At 60.8% G+C, this 16,111-nt stretch carries 17 protein-coding genes; 7 read left to right on the top strand and 10 right to left on the bottom strand.

Features of this window, described 5'->3' with window-relative positions; translation table 11 throughout:
* Positions 1 to 410 precede the first annotated feature (410 nt).
* Together CJ178_RS17895 and CJ178_RS17900 are read left to right on the top strand one after the other, a co-directional pair.
* Positions 411 to 644 (top strand): hypothetical protein, encoded by a 234-nt coding sequence (locus CJ178_RS17895; protein ID WP_230590087.1) that lies wholly within the window; start codon positions 411 to 413, stop codon positions 642 to 644.
* A complete protein-coding gene (locus tag CJ178_RS17900) occupies positions 637 to 1,287 on the top strand; it encodes a Dabb family protein (protein ID WP_095887275.1) in 651 nt (216 codons plus the stop codon). Before CJ178_RS17895 ends, CJ178_RS17900 begins: the two co-directional genes overlap by 8 nt.
* 50 nt (positions 1,288 to 1,337) lie before the next feature.
* Here the strand turns inward: CJ178_RS17900 and CJ178_RS17905 are convergent, their stop codons facing one another.
* The 4 genes from CJ178_RS17905 to CJ178_RS17920 form a co-directional block, all read right to left on the bottom strand.
* On the bottom strand, positions 1,338 to 2,264 hold the full coding sequence (locus tag CJ178_RS17905; protein WP_095887276.1) for an alpha/beta hydrolase: 927 nt from the start codon (positions 2,262 to 2,264) through the stop codon (positions 1,338 to 1,340).
* Between the two features lie 433 nt (positions 2,265 to 2,697).
* On the bottom strand, positions 2,698 to 3,669 hold the full coding sequence (locus CJ178_RS17910) for an alpha/beta hydrolase (protein ID WP_095887277.1): 972 nt from the start codon (positions 3,667 to 3,669) through the stop codon (positions 2,698 to 2,700).
* 100 nt (positions 3,670 to 3,769) lie between these two features.
* Complete coding sequence (locus tag CJ178_RS17915; protein WP_033233474.1) at positions 3,770 to 4,294, bottom strand: gluconokinase; 525 nt, start codon at positions 4,292 to 4,294, stop codon at positions 3,770 to 3,772.
* Positions 4,295 to 4,303: 9 nt separating this feature from the next.
* Positions 4,304 to 5,692: a GntP family permease gene (locus tag CJ178_RS17920; protein WP_033233479.1), complete on the bottom strand. Its 1,389-nt coding sequence runs from the start codon at positions 5,690 to 5,692 to the stop codon at positions 4,304 to 4,306.
* 132 nt (positions 5,693 to 5,824) lie between these two features.
* Here CJ178_RS17920 and CJ178_RS17925 point away from each other — a divergent pair, with 132 nt between their 5' ends.
* Both CJ178_RS17925 and CJ178_RS17930 read left to right on the top strand, forming a co-directional pair.
* Positions 5,825 to 6,550: a FadR/GntR family transcriptional regulator gene (locus CJ178_RS17925; protein WP_095887278.1), complete on the top strand. Its 726-nt coding sequence runs from the start codon at positions 5,825 to 5,827 to the stop codon at positions 6,548 to 6,550.
* 101 nt (positions 6,551 to 6,651) lie between these two features.
* The gene (locus CJ178_RS17930; protein WP_092804301.1) at positions 6,652 to 7,659 is read left to right on the top strand and encodes an NAD(P)H-dependent glycerol-3-phosphate dehydrogenase; all 1,008 of its coding nucleotides are present in this window, start codon (positions 6,652 to 6,654) and stop codon (positions 7,657 to 7,659) included.
* Between the two features lie 59 nt (positions 7,660 to 7,718).
* Here the strand turns inward: CJ178_RS17930 and CJ178_RS17935 are convergent, their stop codons facing one another.
* The 3 genes from CJ178_RS17935 to CJ178_RS17945 all read right to left on the bottom strand — a co-directional run bounded on the left by CJ178_RS17935 (position 7,719) and on the right by CJ178_RS17945 (position 10,248).
* Complete coding sequence (locus CJ178_RS17935) at positions 7,719 to 8,438, bottom strand: M50 family metallopeptidase (protein WP_033233485.1); 720 nt, start codon at positions 8,436 to 8,438, stop codon at positions 7,719 to 7,721.
* Positions 8,435 to 9,622, bottom strand: a complete 1,188-nt coding sequence (locus CJ178_RS17940) for an ATP-binding protein (protein ID WP_033233842.1) — start codon at positions 9,620 to 9,622, stop codon at positions 8,435 to 8,437. The genes CJ178_RS17935 and CJ178_RS17940 overlap by 4 nt, the downstream gene beginning before the upstream one ends.
* Before the next feature lie 137 nt (positions 9,623 to 9,759).
* Positions 9,760 to 10,248, bottom strand: a complete 489-nt coding sequence (locus CJ178_RS17945) for a hypothetical protein (RefSeq protein WP_095887279.1) — start codon at positions 10,246 to 10,248, stop codon at positions 9,760 to 9,762.
* 264 nt (positions 10,249 to 10,512) lie between these two features.
* On the opposite strand from CJ178_RS17945, the gene CJ178_RS17950 reads away from it, so the two are divergent.
* The gene (locus tag CJ178_RS17950; RefSeq protein ID WP_033233491.1) at positions 10,513 to 11,028 is read left to right on the top strand and encodes a CGNR zinc finger domain-containing protein; all 516 of its coding nucleotides are present in this window, start codon (positions 10,513 to 10,515) and stop codon (positions 11,026 to 11,028) included.
* 5 nt (positions 11,029 to 11,033) lie between these two features.
* Here CJ178_RS17950 and CJ178_RS17955 read toward each other — a convergent pair whose 3' ends face one another.
* The 3 genes from CJ178_RS17955 to CJ178_RS17965 all read right to left on the bottom strand — a co-directional run bounded on the left by CJ178_RS17955 (position 11,034) and on the right by CJ178_RS17965 (position 13,524).
* The gene (locus CJ178_RS17955) at positions 11,034 to 11,741 is read right to left on the bottom strand and encodes a hypothetical protein (protein ID WP_095887280.1); all 708 of its coding nucleotides are present in this window, start codon (positions 11,739 to 11,741) and stop codon (positions 11,034 to 11,036) included.
* Positions 11,742 to 11,753: 12 nt separating this feature from the next.
* Positions 11,754 to 12,266 (bottom strand): hypothetical protein, encoded by a 513-nt coding sequence (locus CJ178_RS17960; RefSeq protein ID WP_095887281.1) that lies wholly within the window; start codon positions 12,264 to 12,266, stop codon positions 11,754 to 11,756.
* Between the two features lie 127 nt (positions 12,267 to 12,393).
* A complete protein-coding gene (locus CJ178_RS17965) occupies positions 12,394 to 13,524 on the bottom strand; it encodes an LLM class flavin-dependent oxidoreductase (RefSeq protein WP_095887282.1) in 1,131 nt (376 codons plus the stop codon).
* A 248-nt stretch (positions 13,525 to 13,772) separates the two neighbouring features.
* On the opposite strand from CJ178_RS17965, the gene CJ178_RS17970 reads away from it, so the two are divergent.
* On the top strand, positions 13,773 to 14,432 hold the full coding sequence (locus tag CJ178_RS17970) for a TetR/AcrR family transcriptional regulator (RefSeq protein ID WP_033233495.1): 660 nt from the start codon (positions 13,773 to 13,775) through the stop codon (positions 14,430 to 14,432).
* Entirely contained in the window at positions 14,429 to 16,084 is a 1,656-nt protein-coding gene (locus CJ178_RS17975) for an FAD-binding dehydrogenase (protein ID WP_033233497.1), read from the top strand. The genes CJ178_RS17970 and CJ178_RS17975 overlap by 4 nt, the downstream gene beginning before the upstream one ends.
* Positions 16,085 to 16,111: the final 27 nt, after the last annotated feature.

Here is a 16,111-nt window from a genome sequence, read left to right on the forward strand (position 1 = left end):
AGGGGCGCAGGTGGTTAACGCGAATCTCATATCTTCAGGCTCGCTTGGCCCCTCGACAGGTTCCGCTCACCAGAATGATGCATTGGACACCGAAGTGGTTGCCGCTCTCCCACGTGGCGGGAAACGCCGCTGCCCTTTGCTTGCCACCGATTGAGTGATACGAGAGATCGACTCACACAAGACATCTACTACAGAAGCATCGAGGGCCAGCTGTACACCGGCAACCGGAAACATTGTCTCCCGGTGCGCGAGACAAGCACTACTGCAGGGGTTTTGATCAGAAGTAGTCTAGAAATATGGCAGGCGAGAAGATATTCGTGATAGACCGAATCCTCACAGAACGGGGGTGCGGGAAACGGTTCGTCGATGCATACACAACTCACTACGTACCCCGCGCACAGCGCCGCGGCATGACACTGACAAATATTCTCGTCAGTCCCCCGCTCTGGATCGAGGACGAAACCAACATCGTGACGATTACCTGGACAGTGGACGGCACGTCCGGTTGGTGGAAAATGACACGCCAAGGTCGAGCCGATCAGGAGTCCAGTCAGTGGTGGGAACGGCACTCTGCGTTGACAATCGAGCGCAGTCGCACCATGGCTGCTGACGCAGCCGATATCGAGGGACTCTCCGATGTATAGCGTCACACGAATCGTCCACGCCGCCGAAAATGCATCGCGCGAGACCTGGGACGACGCCGTGGCCTCTGTGACAGTGGCGGCTGAAGCAGCGGGTGCCACCCGCCTGGTTGTGTCGAGAACGCTGCCGGGAGTGATCAACGGTGGAGATTTGATCGTCCACTTACAGTTCACCGACGAAACGTCGTGGCAATTGGCGAGCGACGCACTCGACGGCAGCTTCGAGCATCCGGCCATCGAGCGGTTCCACGGCGTCGAGTACACATCCGGATCGACCGGACGGTCGGCGATCGACACCCGTAACAGTGTTTACCGAACATTGCTCCTGCGAGTTGTGCCCGGCACCGAGGCAAGCAAGGTCGAGCATTTCGAACGCGATTTATTGCGGATGCCGGCGCTGATCTCGTCCATCGGTGCATGGCGACTCAGCCGTGTCAGTTCTGCCGTTGGCCCGACTCCATGGACGCATGTGTGGGAGCAGGAATTCACTGACCAGGCTTCATTACTCGGGCAGTATCTCGATCATCCGATCCATTGGGCTGTCGTGGACCGTTGGTTCGATCCGGAGTGCACCGAGGTCATCGTCCGCGATCGGATCTGCCACAGCTTCTGTTCGATCGACGACGTCGTTCTCGCGAGCGATTAGCCACAGGCCCGGCCCCCTCGAGGGCCGGGCCTGCACCCATGCGCGATCGCCTATCTCTTTTCGAGCACTCCGCGAACCATTGCCCAGATGTCACGTCGAGCGGGTTCCGCGAACGAGAGCGAAGTGAACGTCAGAAAACCGTGAAACAGTCCATCGAACCGGTGATGGACGACGGGCACATCGGCCGCCTCCAACATCTGCGCATATGTGTCACCCGACGTGCACGGCGGATCGAGTTCGGCGGTGATGATGACAGCCGGCGGTAGGCCGGTAAGACTTTCTGCCCGCGTCGGAATCACACGAGGATCGTCGGTTCCGTTGGGTGCATATTGCTGCCAGTACCACTTCATCGCCGAAGTGGTGTTGTAGTAACCGGTGCCGTACAGCCGATACGATTCCGTCTCGAAATCGTCGTCTATCACCGGGTACAGGAGAACCTGCGCCGCAATTGCCGGGCCCCCTCGATCTCGCGCCGCAATGGATACAGTGGCTGCAAGATTTCCACCGGCGCTGTCCCCAGCGAGGACGATGTTCGACGGATCTGCGCCGTAGTCACCCGCATTTTTTGCCGCCCATTCCAAGGCTGCGTACACATCATCATGCGCTGCCGGAGCCTGATGCTCAGGAGCAAGCCTGTAGTCAACTGCAACCACCACAGCGCCAACACCTTCCGCCATCGAGCGACAGAATTCGTCGTGACTGTCGAGATCGCAAAATACGAAACCTCCGCCGTGTGCGAACACCACGACCGGCAGATCATCATGATCTGTGTGCGGCCGGAACACCCTCAACGACAGATCTCCTCCCGGACCGTCGATCGTGAGATCGTGAACCTCGCGCATGTCCGGTAACCCCTGCAGCGGAGCACGCCGACTACGAATCAGCTCACGCAGTTCGACTGGCGGGAATTTCGTCACGTCCGGGAATCCGGATTCCAGCGCGGCCAGCATTGCCGCAACTTCTGGATGGACTGTCATGAATGATCTCCTGATCGTCTACGAATTCTGTTATCTCGGTGCGGAAATCGCCATTTCCTGGGCCTCCGCTGCGTCCCGTTCAAATCCGTTGCATCCGGACTCCGCCACTTCGCGCCCACGCCATGTGCGGCACTCACGATGTGACACCCCTCTCGAAACCCGTCGCCGATACCCGACAACCGGAACACTTACGTGCTGCCACGATAAGTCGCCCACCTGGCGATGAGAACCGACTCTCCCGTCCAGTGGTCGCTTATGACAACGAACTCCCAGCCGTGAACTGCTATCCGAATTTGGCCCCGGCCGTCCACTAAATCCTGACGCAAATGCCTAAGCCAGGTTTGGGAAGCGATTCAGCGAAACAGGATCGACGCCTGGGTCTCGGCCGTTCTTGCCTTCCTTACCCGTGCAGAAGCCAATAAATAGAGAAATGTCAGGCGCTGATCTTGCGCTTCGACGCCAAGGTGCGTTCCAGGAACGCGACACTCAGATCAACGATCGTGCGCCCTTCGCGCAGCGCCTTGCCGATCACCGGGAAGGCATGGATCTGCCCACTCCAGATGTGGGTTTCGACGGTTTGCTCTGCCTTGATGAAGTTTTCGGTCATTATTTCCACGTCCGGGCGCATCAGTTCGTACTCAGCGCACACCAGAAACGAGGGCGCAAGCAACTTCGGATCGGCGTTGATCGGTGACTGCTCGCCGACAATGTTGTCCGGTCCGTTCAACCATCGATCCTTGAGTTTCTCGACCTGCGACATCGGCAGGTACGCATCGCGTTTCATGAAATCAGGATCGTGCTCTTCGAGGTCTACGTTGAGGAGCGGCGAGTACCCGACAACGGCGGCCGGGCGTGTGATTCCGCGCAGCGCTGCTATCTCGGCGACCTTCATTGCCAGGTAGCCGCCTGCCGAATCACCGGCAACCACAATCTTGTTCGGGTCTTCCGCGGTCTCGAGAAGTGCCGTGTACGCGGCCATGGCGTCAACCACGGACGTGCCGATCGACCCTTCGGGCAATTGCCGGTACCGAACGGAGATCACCGGGACGCCGGCTTTGGCGGACAGGAGGCCACACAGTGCTCGGTGGGTGGCAAGTCCGCAGAAGATGAATCCGCCGCCGTGGAAGTAGAGAATGGTGGCTCCCGCAAGCGCGCCGGTAGCGCGGCGCGGGTGCGTCACCTTCTCACAGGGAACCCCGCCCATCGTCAGCGGTTCGATATCGAGATTCTTGGGCTTGGGCAGGCGGTCGGCAAGTGCGTCGAGCTTTTCGAGTTGCCGGATCCCGCGGTCACTGGTCGGCCAGTAGGTGAATGCGGGCTTCACAAATGTCCTGGTCACAGCAAAGATGAACCGTGCGCGCGGGCTCACGTTCCAGTGCCATACCGTCGAATCTCGCGTCCGCATAGCGTCCTCCCAGGTCAAGGCATTTTGTGTATCCGAGTTACACATACCTTGACTGAACGATAACCGACGCAATTTCGACAGGACAGGCTGGCGCCCGAACTCAGTATCCGAGCTCTTCGAGCCGTCGCAGAATTTCCTCCACTATCTCGACTGGACTACCACCGACGTCGATGATGATCGCCTGTTCATCCGGGTCGATCGGCTCGAGCGTGGAGATCTGCGAGTCCAGCAGTGACGGCGGCATGTAGTGGTCGAGGCGCGCAGTCAGCCGCTGGCCGATCTGATCGCGCGAACCGGCGAGATGAACGAACACGACGTTCTCACCCCGCAGTATGTCGCGGTAACTGCGTTTGAGTGCCGAGCACGTGACGATGCCCGGCTGCCCTGCATCGGTATGTTGCGTGATCCACTGCGCGATCTTGTCCAACCACGGCCAACGGTCGTCGTCGTTCAACGGATGGCCGGTAGCCATCTTCTCGATGTTGGCCTGCGGGTGCAGATCGTCGCCCTCTTGGAGATCCCAGCCCATCGCGCCGGCAATCATTCCGCCGACAGTCGATTTGCCGGAGCCCGATACACCCATCACGACAAGCACGGGATTCTTCTGTGCTGCTTTCTCAGTCATGCCCAACCCCTAGATAATTGCGCTCAGGACAAGGACACCGGCAAGTCCGGACACCGAGATAATGCACTCCATCACCGTCCACGTCTTGAGGTTCTGCACAACGGTGACGCCGAGGTATTCCTTGACCAACCAGAATCCTGCGTCGTTGACGTGTGAAAGGAAGAGCGAACCCGCGCCGATTGCCAGCACCATCAACGAAACGTGAGTCGAAGAGAGCTCGGCGGCAACAGGAGCCAGGATCCCGGAGGCCGTGACTGTCGCCACGGTTGCCGAACCTGTTGCGACGCGGATCAATACAGCGACCAGCCACGCGAGGAAGAGCACCGGCAAGCTGCTGCCCTTGATCGCGTCGGCAATCACGTCAGCGATACCCGTGTCGATAAGCACCTGCTTGAAACCACCACCTGCGCCGACGATCAGCAGGATCCCGGCAATCGGCGGCAGTGAACTCTCGAGTGACTTCGAAATGGCCTTGCGATCCATTCCGCCGCCGCGTCCGAGCAGCACCATGCCGACCAGAACTGCGAGTCCCAAAGCAACAACCGGGGTTCCGAGGAAGTCGAGTACCGATTTGGGGAGCGATTCGGAATCAGGGGCGATGACCTCAGCCAGAGCTTTGCCGAGCATGAGCACCACGGGAAGCATGATCGAGGCAAGAGTGGCCGCAAAACTGGGGCGCTGCACTTTCTCCTCTTCGCCCCGATCCTCGCCTGTGACAAAGAGATCGGGAACTTTGACATCTACCCAGCGGGCCGCGATCTTGCCGAAGACCGGGCCGGCCAGGATCACCGTCGGGATGGCAACGAGTACACCAAGCGCCAATGTCAGACCGAGGTTGGCGTTCAACGCGGAAACTGCGACCAGTGGTCCGGGGTGCGGCGGAACCAAACCGTGCATCGCAGACAGACCCGCGAGCGTGGGAATCGCGATACGAATCAAGGACTGCCCGGACCGCCTGGCCACCAGAATGATGACGGGCATCAACAGGACGAGGCCGATCTCGAAGAACATCGGCAGACCGATGACGGCGCCAACCAGAGCCATCGTCCACGGCAGCGCCCGGTCACTTGATCGACTGACGAGGGTGTCCACTATTCGATCAGCACCGCCGGAGTCGGCCAGCAGTTTGCCGAACATGGCACCGAAGCCGATGAGAATGCCGACGCCGCCCATCGTCGAGCCGAACCCTGTCGCGAAGGCCGCAACGGACTCAGCCGATCCGAGCCCTGCAGCCAATCCGACGCCTACCGCTCCGATCGACAGAGCAAGGAAGGGGTGCAGATCGAGCCAGGTGATGAGCGCGATGATCACGGCGACGCCCGCAACGGCGGCGATGATCAGTCGAGCATCGCTTCCAGCCGGGACGACCTCGGCTGCCAGCAGTGCTGTGGTGTTCATAGGGACTCCAGTCCAACGAGTGATGGAGGTCACTGTTCCTCAATTAACCTACAATTTCAAGACCAGACACTAATTTGTAGTATTTATCGGACTTTCATCGGGCTTAATCCATACACATGGGACGATCTACGCATGGCCGCACTCCCGTTTCAGCAACTGCATGACTCGATGCTGGAACAACTGGGTCAGGACATCGTCAGTGGCGCCCTCGCGCCGGGCACCACGATCTCCGCGGATGAAGTCGCAACCCGCTACGACGTGTCCCGCACAGTCATCCGGGAAGTCGTGCGAGTACTCGAATCACTCGGCCTCGCATCGGTGCGTCGACGCGTCGGAATCACGATCCTCGGATCGGAGCATTGGAACGCGCTCGATCCCACTGTCATCCGCTGGCAATTGGCCGGCCCCGGCCGGTTCGAGCAACTGTCGATCCTCAGCGAACTACGCTCGGGAATCGAACCTCTGGCCGCTCGCTTGGCCGCAACCCGGGCCACCCCGCAGCAGTGCGGCGCGCTCACTGCGGCTGTGATCGGAATGTCAGCTACCTCACGGGCTGCAGACACCGACGCCTATCTGGGGCATGATTCGGACTTTCATCGCACACTGCTCGCAGCGTCCGGAAACCCGATGCTGCGTGCGATGTCACAGATCGTCGTCGAGATCCTCGAGGGCCGAACCCGCCACGCCCTGATGCCCCACGAAGCTGATCCGAAAGCCATTCACCTGCACGGAGTGGTCGCGTCGGCCATCCAGTCCGGTGACGCCGACGCCGCCGAAGCCGCGATGCGGTCGATAGTCGCGGAGTCCGCCGACGCCGTCGAAACCATGCGCACATCCGCGCCGCCGAGCACGACGTAAGTAAGCCGAGCCACAGACTCTGCTGATTTGCTCCGCAACCGCTCCGCAAGTGGAACGCTTGGAACCATGACATCACTCGCTACGCCCGAGAGCGCACTCTGATGGCCCGCCCGGTACGCGTCGTTGTACTCGGCGCAGGATCCTGGGGAACCACGGTTGCCGGGCTGGCCGCCCGCAACACCCCCACCTTGTTGTGGGCACGCAGTGCGGACACCGCTGACGAGATCAACTCCCAGCGCACCAACAGCAGGTACCTCGGTGAACGCAGGCTTCCGAAAGGGTTGAAAGCGACATCCGACCTGGTTCAGGCAGCGCGCGAGGCCGACGTTCTGGTCTGCGGCGTTCCGTCGCATGCCGTTCGTTCCACACTTGCCGAGATCTCCAACGAGGTTCGCGCGTGGGTACCGATCCTGTCGCTCGCGAAGGGTCTCGAACCCGGTACGCGTCAGCGACCCACCGAGGTGATCGCCGAGTGCCTGCCCGGACACCCTGTCGGGCTTCTCGCCGGACCCAATATCGCCAAGGAGATTGTCGACGGCATGGCCGCCGCCTCCGTCGTCGCGACGCAGGACGACCGCGTTGCCGCAGCACTGCAGCCACTCTTTGCGTCGTCGGTGTTCCGCGTCTATCGCAACACCGACGTCCTGGGATGTGAACTCGGCGGCGTCCTCAAGAACATCGTCGCGATTGCGTCCGGAATGGCCGACGGTCTTGGCGTCGGCGACAACACCCGCGCCATGGTGTTGGCTCGTGGGCTCGCGGAGATGACCCGGATGGGCGAAGCGATGGGCGCCAATCCGCGAACCTTTGCCGGCTTGACCGGCGTCGGCGATTTGATTGCCACCTGCATGGCTCCCACCTCCCGCAACCGCCGAGTGGGCGAAGCACTCGCGCAGGGCCTGACAGTCGAGGAAGCCGTCGAGAAACTGGGTCAAGTTGCCGAGGGCGTGAAAACCGCTCCGACGGTCATGGCTCTGGCCCGCGAGTACGGCGTGGACATGCCGATCGCGGCGGAGGTCGAGGCGGTCATCGCCGGCCGTCAAAGCGCCAACGACGCTTACCGAGGTTTGCAGAGGGTGGCTGCAGGCGACGAGGAAGACATCGCGTGATCAATATCTACAGGTATCTAGCCCATTAGCTAGATACCTGTAGATAGATCAATCGATACTCAAGCAATCACTGGACGCAGGATCCACCAACCGCCGACAGCCAGCACTCCCACGTTCACCACGAAGAACAACGTGACCCACACGATGGCGGGTATCGGCGAGAGTCTGGACAGTTGATCCGCGTCGGAATCCGGCGCACCGCCGCGGCGGCTCCGCTGACGCTGCAGTTCGACGACCGGGCGGGGTCCGGCAAACAGCAGGAAGAGCGTCAAGAAGTATGCGGCAGCCACTTGCAGTTCCGCCGATCCCCACCACACGAGAGCAAACAGCGCCGCCCCCACTACGGCAAGCGAAAACACTCCGTACAGATTGCGGATCAACACCATCATCACCGCAACAACAAACAGTCCGATCCACAACACCAACACCGCCCGTTGCGCACCCAACAAGGCGGCCGCTCCCAGTCCGAGAATCGACGGACCCACATAGCCCGCGAACGTCATCACGATAACGCCGAATCCTGTCGGTTTACCCGAGGAGATGGCAACCCCCGACGTATCCGAGTGCAGCCGAAGACCTTTCAACCGGCGGCCGACCAGGACAGCAACAATGAGATGAGCGCCCTCGTGTGCGATGGTCACGACGTTGCGGGCAACCTGCCACAGGTGTGGTTCGAGGACGATCACCACGGCGACAAGCGCTGCCAGCGGAACTACCCAGGCTTGCGGAGCAGGGCTGATCGCCGTAACCCGATCCCACGCGGTCTCGAGCGCGTTCACTCTGCCTGCCCACGCAAGTAGCGGCCGAAGTGCGGCACCGTGAATCCGATCGAACCTCGCTCCGCGGAGTAGATCAGCCCCTTCTTGATCAGCCCGTCACGCGCCGGTGACAACGACGCGGGCTTGCGTCCGAGTTCAACCGCGATCGCTGCCGTCGCAACCGGCCCGTCGTCACCGGACAGGTCTGCCATGGCACGCATGTACTCCCGCTCTGCCGGAGTTGCTCTCTCATACCGTGATCCGAAGAACCCGACCGCCAATTCCTCCTCGGCCGTCGGAGCACCTACCCGCACATCGTCTTTCGTGATCGGACTCGACGCGGCCACATCCCACGTGGCTTTTCCGTAAGCCTGAACAAAATACGGGTAGCCGTCCGCCGCGTCGTACAGAGCGTCGAGCGCTGCGTCTGTGAACTCGACATCCTCACGTGCGGCGGGTGCGATCAACGCCTGGTCTGCCGCATCACGTTCGAGTCGATCGATCCGGTGGTAGCTGAACAGCCGCTCCGAATAGCTTTTCGATGCCGACAACACTGCAGGCAGGTGCGGAAGTCCCGCTCCGACCACGATCAAAGGTGCTGCGTCCTGACTCAATTCGTGGCAGGCCCCACAGATCGCCGATACGTCTGCCGCACCGAGATCCTGCATTTCGTCGATGAAAATCGCGATACCGACACCGACGTCCCGCGCCAACGACGACGCATCCATCAGCAGTTCGACCAAGTCGATTTCGATGTCGCCGCTGTCGGCCCTCCCCTTCAGCGCCGGCGCGTCAATACCTGGTTGCCACCGCTCACGCATCCCCTTGTCTGCCGTCGCCCGGAGCGCAAACGATTTCAGAACACCGAGAAACTGCTCGACCCGCTCAGGATCGCGATGCGAGACCGCAATCTCCCGGACGGCCATGTGCAGGGCCGACGACAGTGGGCGTCGTAGGTCTTGGTCGGGGCGAGCCTCGATCTTGCCCGTCCCCCAGCTCTTCGAGATGGCCGCCGACCTGAGCTGGTTCAGCAGCACGGTCTTTCCCACACCGCGGAGCCCGGTCAGGACAACACTGCGTTCGGGTCGACCGCGGGCAATGCGCTCGAGCACGACGTCGAACGCGTCTATCTGCTTGTCTCGACCGGCCAGTTCCGGCGGCCGTTGGCCGGCGCCAGGGGCATATGGATTGCGTACGGGGTCCATGCCCATCGACGGTACAAGTCAGCAAGCCGAATATGCCGTCATCTAGGGCGTGTCCTAGAGAGAACTAGTAAGAGCAATATCGGCGGGAGTTCGTCGGAGGAGTCCGCCAACCGTTGCCTTTGAGCTGACTGAAAAACTCAGTGTGGACGGCCTGGGTACTGCGAGAGCACTTTATTCCGATACGCGCGGAACTCGTCGAAGCTCCCGGTGAGGGCCTGTAAAAGTTCGGCGGGGCTCTCCACCCAAGCCGCGTCGTCGAGTTCCGGAAGGTCTTCAGGCGCGTGGTTGCGCTGCGGCACAAGAAACGTCGGATCACCAGAGGGGTTGACGATCATGAAACCGGCGGCGACACACAGCTCGTAGATGAACTCGCACTCTGCACCGGTAAGGCTGGCATGAAAGATACCGCCACTCAAAGGATCACTCTTGTCCAGTGGGTCGAGGTACAGGTCAGAGAAACGATCGTCGAAGCTCAGAGGGTTGCCGTCGAGATCGAAGATCTCTCCTCCGTACCGGCCCGCAACGAGTTGCAGGCCACGCCGTTCGAGGAAGTCGGCGACGCCGCCGCGGTCGGCATCAACCTGCTCGTCCTGCTTGATGCGCATGAAGGTCAACGAGAAGCCCATGTCGGCACACTAACTCGAACGCGCCGACTAACCGGCGCATTCGATCACGACCTGGACCGCGCCTTTGTCGGTGCCGATATGGCTGAGCCAGTACCCCCCGACATCCATTCGGTGAGCAGGGTTTGCCACGACCCGCAGTGGCAGCGCAGGTAGGTGACAGTCCCTTCGCTGGTCCGATGACGCGATTCGATATCCCACCGGTGGATGCACCTGACGCTGGCAAGTTCTGTTTTCTTCATACGACAACCATGATGTAATGCCATTATGCATCTCAACCCTTACGGCGAATATGCGGTGACTTTGGCCGCCGACCTGGCCAATCGCCATCCCCAGAACCTGAATGAACTCGTCGAACGTTGCGTCGAGGCGGGCATCATTCTCGATTTCCCCATCGCCGAGAAAGACCTCGGAGAGACGCTCGACCTCCTGATCGAATGGTCGAAAATCGTCGACGTCACAGATGAGAATGCCCGTGCCGAACTGGTGAACGTCATGTTGGAGCAAGCGTCGGCCTACCCGCGCATGACCAATCACGCGGGCGATGGCTGGCATCTGCACTACCGCGATCCACAGCAGTCGCTTGCCGAGGTCCTGAAAGCCTTGTTTTCAGTTGGGACGGCACTACACCTCGTGGGCCGCGGAATGCATCGTCTGGGCCGATGTTCCCTCGAGGAGTGCACCAACATCTATGCCGACACCTCACGCAACGGCAGACAACGGTACTGCTCCCCGACCTGTTCAAATCGAGACGCGGTACGACGCCATCGCGCGCGAACCTGAACTCGCTACGAGGTGGGCACGACTACATCTATGCCCGAGCCGCCTTGGAAGTCGAAGCTCCCGAGATTGGCGCCGAGGCTCTCGCTGTTGCTACCCGTGTTGACGGCACTGCCGTCACCGCTACCCGAATCACTACTTCCGGCGGAGATCTGCTCCCAGGCCTCGATGAGATCGTTCACACTCTCGAACCCGAGACCTTCCAACGAGCCTGAAACACTTCCCGTTCCGAGCCCTTCGAAGAATCCGCCGACAACCACAACTTCGGGCAAGCTGATTGCCGGAAGCGTCGTGATCGGCGGAATGAGACTCGGAATGAACACGCAGGCACCGACAACCGCGTAAACCCCGGTGGGAATATCGGTGACAGTCTTGGTCAGCTCTCGCTGCGGAAGGACTCCGAACAGATCACCGATGTTCGTAACCTGTGGATAGACAAGGACACCGGGATCGAGCAACGACGCCGGGTCACTGATGACGGCGGGCAGATTCCTGATATCGACAATCGCCGGTGTGCAGTTGATCAGGCTCAGTCGCGGATTCGGATTCTTGATAGTGAACGTAATGTTGTTGCCCGACACACTCACCGAGAGCGGGGGTGGCAATACAACCCGTTCTGCCGACGCAGCAGCCGGCGTCAGAAATGCCATTCCGATCGCCGCAGCGGACGCCAGTGCAATGCTGCTGAGAATTCTGGTGAATCCACTTGTGGCCATAACCTTCTCCGCTCAGCTGCCGAACAGTCCTGTGAGACTACCGGTATTGATGCCGCCGAGGGGACCGCCGATGATAACCACAGCGGGAGTTCCGATTGTCGGGGTGAGTCCACTTCCGTCGCGGAAGTCGACGCATCCGCCGACAACGGCGTACGTACCGTCGGGAAGATCAGGTGCAGTCTTGGTAACGGTCGAGCCCACTCCGACTCCGAAAAGCGTGGGCGGATCCGAAACATCCGGATAAACAACAACATTCGGATCGAGTAGTTTGCCGGGCTCCTGGGCAACAGCCGCCGCGTCCGCCGCGTTCAGGACAAATACCTGGCACCACGAGGTGATCGTCGTGTTGGTATTGCGCACCGTCAGCGTCAGGTCGTTACCGTCAACCGAGTACGACACCTCGGGAGCCGTCGTTGCTGCCGACGCGACTGCCGGGTTGATCAGCACCCCGACACCGAGCGCTGCCGCTGCTACAGCGACGGTCCCGACTACACGACGAACTGCACTTCGGCGCTGAATCAGCATTGACATCCCTCTCGATCACGTTCGACGGCAACCAGCAAAGGGTAGAACCACCCATCCTGCCGGGTCGTTCGAACCGCCGGAGTCGCATGGACCGAAGGCAGATCAAGGACCAATGTCCCGCATGCGGTTACACCCGAGTCGCCACTGCGCCGCGAACCAGACCACGACGCTCGAGGATGGGACGAACTCCCTCACCGAACTGGTAGGTCTCCTCGAGATGTGGATAGCCCGACAAGATGAAGTGGTCCAACCCGATTGCCGCGTATTCCGCAATTCTGTCGGCAACTTCCTCGTGCGAACCGACCAGAGCGGTACCCGCACCACCGCGCACCAATCCGACTCCCGTCCACAGGTTGGGCGCAATTTCCAGTGAACGCGCACCGATGCCTTCCCGGTATGCGGATCCACCGCCATGCAGTTCGTTCATCAGGCGCTGGCCCTCCGAATTCGACCGGGCGAGGTTCGCCTGCGCAAGCTCCACCGTCGCCGGATCCAGAGCGCCGAGCAGACGATCAGCCTCGGCCCAGGCTTCTTCGGCCGTGTCACGACTGATGACATGCAAACGAATTCCGTAATCGAGCCGCCGCCCCTGGATCTCCGCCAAGTCCCTGATCCACGCGATTTTCGCGGCAACAGCAGATGGTGTTTCACCCCAGGTGAGGTAGGTATCGGCAAAGCGCGAAGCGACGGTTCCAGCAGCGGGTGACGATCCGCCGAAGAAGACGGGCGGAACCGGGTCTGGAAGGCGATGCAGCTCAGCATTTTCCACGCTGACGTACTCGCCGGAGAAATCGACCGGACCGTTGCCTGCCCACAGTTGACGGACGACGTCGAGGTATTCGCCGCAACGCGCGTAACGCTGATTCTTGTCCAGGAAGTCGCCGAACGTCCGCTGCTCGTAGTCCTCGCCGCCGGTCACGACGTTCAGGAGCAACCGTCCACCTGATTGCCACTGAAATGTTGCTGCCATCTGAGCTGCCAACGTCGGACTCGTCAGGCCGGGCCGCAGAGCGACAAGGAATTTCAGGGTTTCGGTGGTGTCGATCATCATCGCCGTCGTCAGCCAGGCATCCTCGCACCAGGCTCCCGTGGGAGTGAGGACTGCTTCGAAGCCGTTGGCCTCGGCTGCGGCGCCGATCTGATTGAGGTACTTCAGTGTGGCCGGTCGATCTCCGGACATGCCACTGCCGTGGCCACCGGCCATCAGATTCCGGGAATCGCCATAGGTGGGCAGGTACCAGTGGAAGCGCAAGGACATGGCAGTTCCTTCGGATCGACAACAACAAACAGGGGCAAAGACTCCATTAGACCGTTCGAGCGCGCCCGGCAACAGGGTTGAAATCGCGATGATTCTTACCGTCAGCCACCGCACATATACAGATATTCGTTAATCTTGTGAATTTTCTAGATACGGATAGAAACACCGGTCAAAGGCAAATTTATCGATACGCGATCGCATCGGATACATCCGTGTATCGTTTAGGAAACCAGCACAAGGAGGTACCGATGACGGATGTTGACACCTCCCCTACAAAACGTGTCACTAAACGTCGAGGTCAAACGCGTCAACGACTTCTCGACGCCGCCGCTGAGGTTTTTGGCGACCAGGGATTCGGACACGCAACCGTCGAGCAGATCTGCGAACGAGGCGGATACTCACGTGGCGCCTTCTACTCCAACTTCGACTCCCTTGACCAACTGTTTTTTGCCATGTGGGAACAAAAGTCCGCCGCAATGCTCGCTGACCTGAAGTCAGCCACCGCCGCAATCAGTACCGACTCCCTCGACATGACTGCCGTCGTCGGACGGATTGTTTCCGTAGTCCCGGTAGACGCGCAGTGGTACCGGATCAATGCCGAGTTCACGGCGCACGCACTCCGCAACGATGCACTGCGAACTGCAGTGGCCGACCGCGAAGACGCGATACTCCAGACTTTGCTTCCCCTGGTGCAGTCCGCACTCGGTGACGTCGGACGGCGCATCGTGGGAGATCCGACCACATTGGGGCGCGCCCTGGTCGCCGTTCACGACGGCACCAGCGTGCAGTGCCTGGTCGATCCCGACACCGACGCCGCGTTTGCCCTTCGCCTCGACATCTTTACTCGAATCCTGCTGTCCTACACCGAACCAATCCCGCCCCACCCATCATCAGAGGAGTCCCCATGAGCGAACATGCCGACGTCATCGTTGTCGGGGCCGGGCTTGCCGGCCTTGTCGCCACGTACGAACTGACCCGGGCGGGACGCAAAGTCCTTGTCGTAGAACAGGAAAATGCAGCCAACCTCGGCGCTCAGGCGTTCTGGTCACTCGGCGGACTGTTCCTCGTCAACAGTCCGGAACAACGCCGACTCGGCATCAAGGACTCACTCGACCTCGCCATGCAGGACTGGATGGGTACCGCGGCCTTCGATCGGGATCGCGAAGACCACTGGCCTCGTCAATGGGCAAAGGCGTACGTCGAATTCGCGGCCGGCGACAAGCGTCAGTACCTGCACGACTTGGGGCTTCGGTTGATGCCCAACGTCGGCTGGGCCGAGCGCGGCCGCGGAATGGCTCTCGGACACGGCAATTCCGTACCGCGATTCCATCTCACCTGGGGCACCGGACCCGGCGTCGTCGACGTGTTCCTGAGCCGAGTGATCGCCGCCCAGAAACGCGGACTGGTCACGTTCAAGCACCGCCACCAGGTCGATCAACTGGTGGTCACCGACGGCGCTGTCACCGGCGTCCGCGGCACCGTTCTGGAACCTTCCAACAACCTTCGCGGAGTTGAGAGTTCCCGGACCCCGGTCGGCGAATTCGAGTTCGCCGCACAGGCCGTCGTGGTGACCTCCGGCGGAATCGGCGGCAACTACGAGCTGGTGAAGAAGAACTGGCCGGAACGACTCGGCAAGGCGCCGAAGCACATGCTGACCGGCGTACCCGCACACGTCGACGGACGGATGCTCGAAATCACCGAATCAGCGGGCGGAAACATCGTCAACCGCGACCGCATGTGGCACTACACAGAAGGCATCCAGAACTGGAATCCCATCTGGCCCAACCACGGAATCCGCATCATCCCCGGACCGTCGTCGATGTGGTTCGACGCTACCGGCAAGCGTCTTCCGGTACCCAACTTCCCCGGGTTCGACACGATGGGCACCTTCAAGTACATCCTCGACAGCGGCCACGAGTACACGTGGTTCATCCTCGATCAGAAGATCATCGAGAAGGAGTTTGCACTCTCGGGATCGGAGCAGAATCCGGACTTCACCAATCGAGATTTCAAGCTCCTCCTCGAACGCATCAAGAAGGGTGCACCCGGCCCTGTCGAAGCCTTCAAGCAGAAGGGCGCGGACTTCGTGGTGCGCAACAACCTTCGCGACTTGGTCGACGGCATGAATGCCCTGACCGACACGCCACTACTCGATTTCGAGGACATCGAGCGCGAAATGATCGCCCGCGACCGCGAGGTAGACAACAAGTACAGCAAGGACTTCCAGGTCACCGCCATCCACGGTGCCCGTAATCTGCTGGCAGACAAAATCGTGCGCGTCGTTGCTCCGCACAAGATCCTGGACCCCAAGAACGGCCCACTGATCGCTGTTCGCCTGCACCTCCTCACCCGAAAGACGCTCGGCGGCTTGGAAACCAATCTGGACTCGCAAGTGATCAAGGCCGATGGCAGCGTCTTCGACGGCCTCTATGCAGCTGGCGAGGTTGCCGGCTTCGGTGGCGGTGGCGTCCACGGGTACAGCGCCTTGGAGGGAACCTTCCTCGGTGGTTGCATCTTCTCGGGCCGCGCGGCAGGCCGAGCGCTGGCCCGAGACCTGTAGCGAGCTGGTGACGCCGGCCTCGAGATC

The organism is Rhodococcus sp. ACPA4 (assembly GCF_002300185.1).
Taxonomy (GTDB): domain Bacteria; phylum Actinomycetota; class Actinomycetes; order Mycobacteriales; family Mycobacteriaceae; genus Rhodococcus_F; species Rhodococcus_F globerula.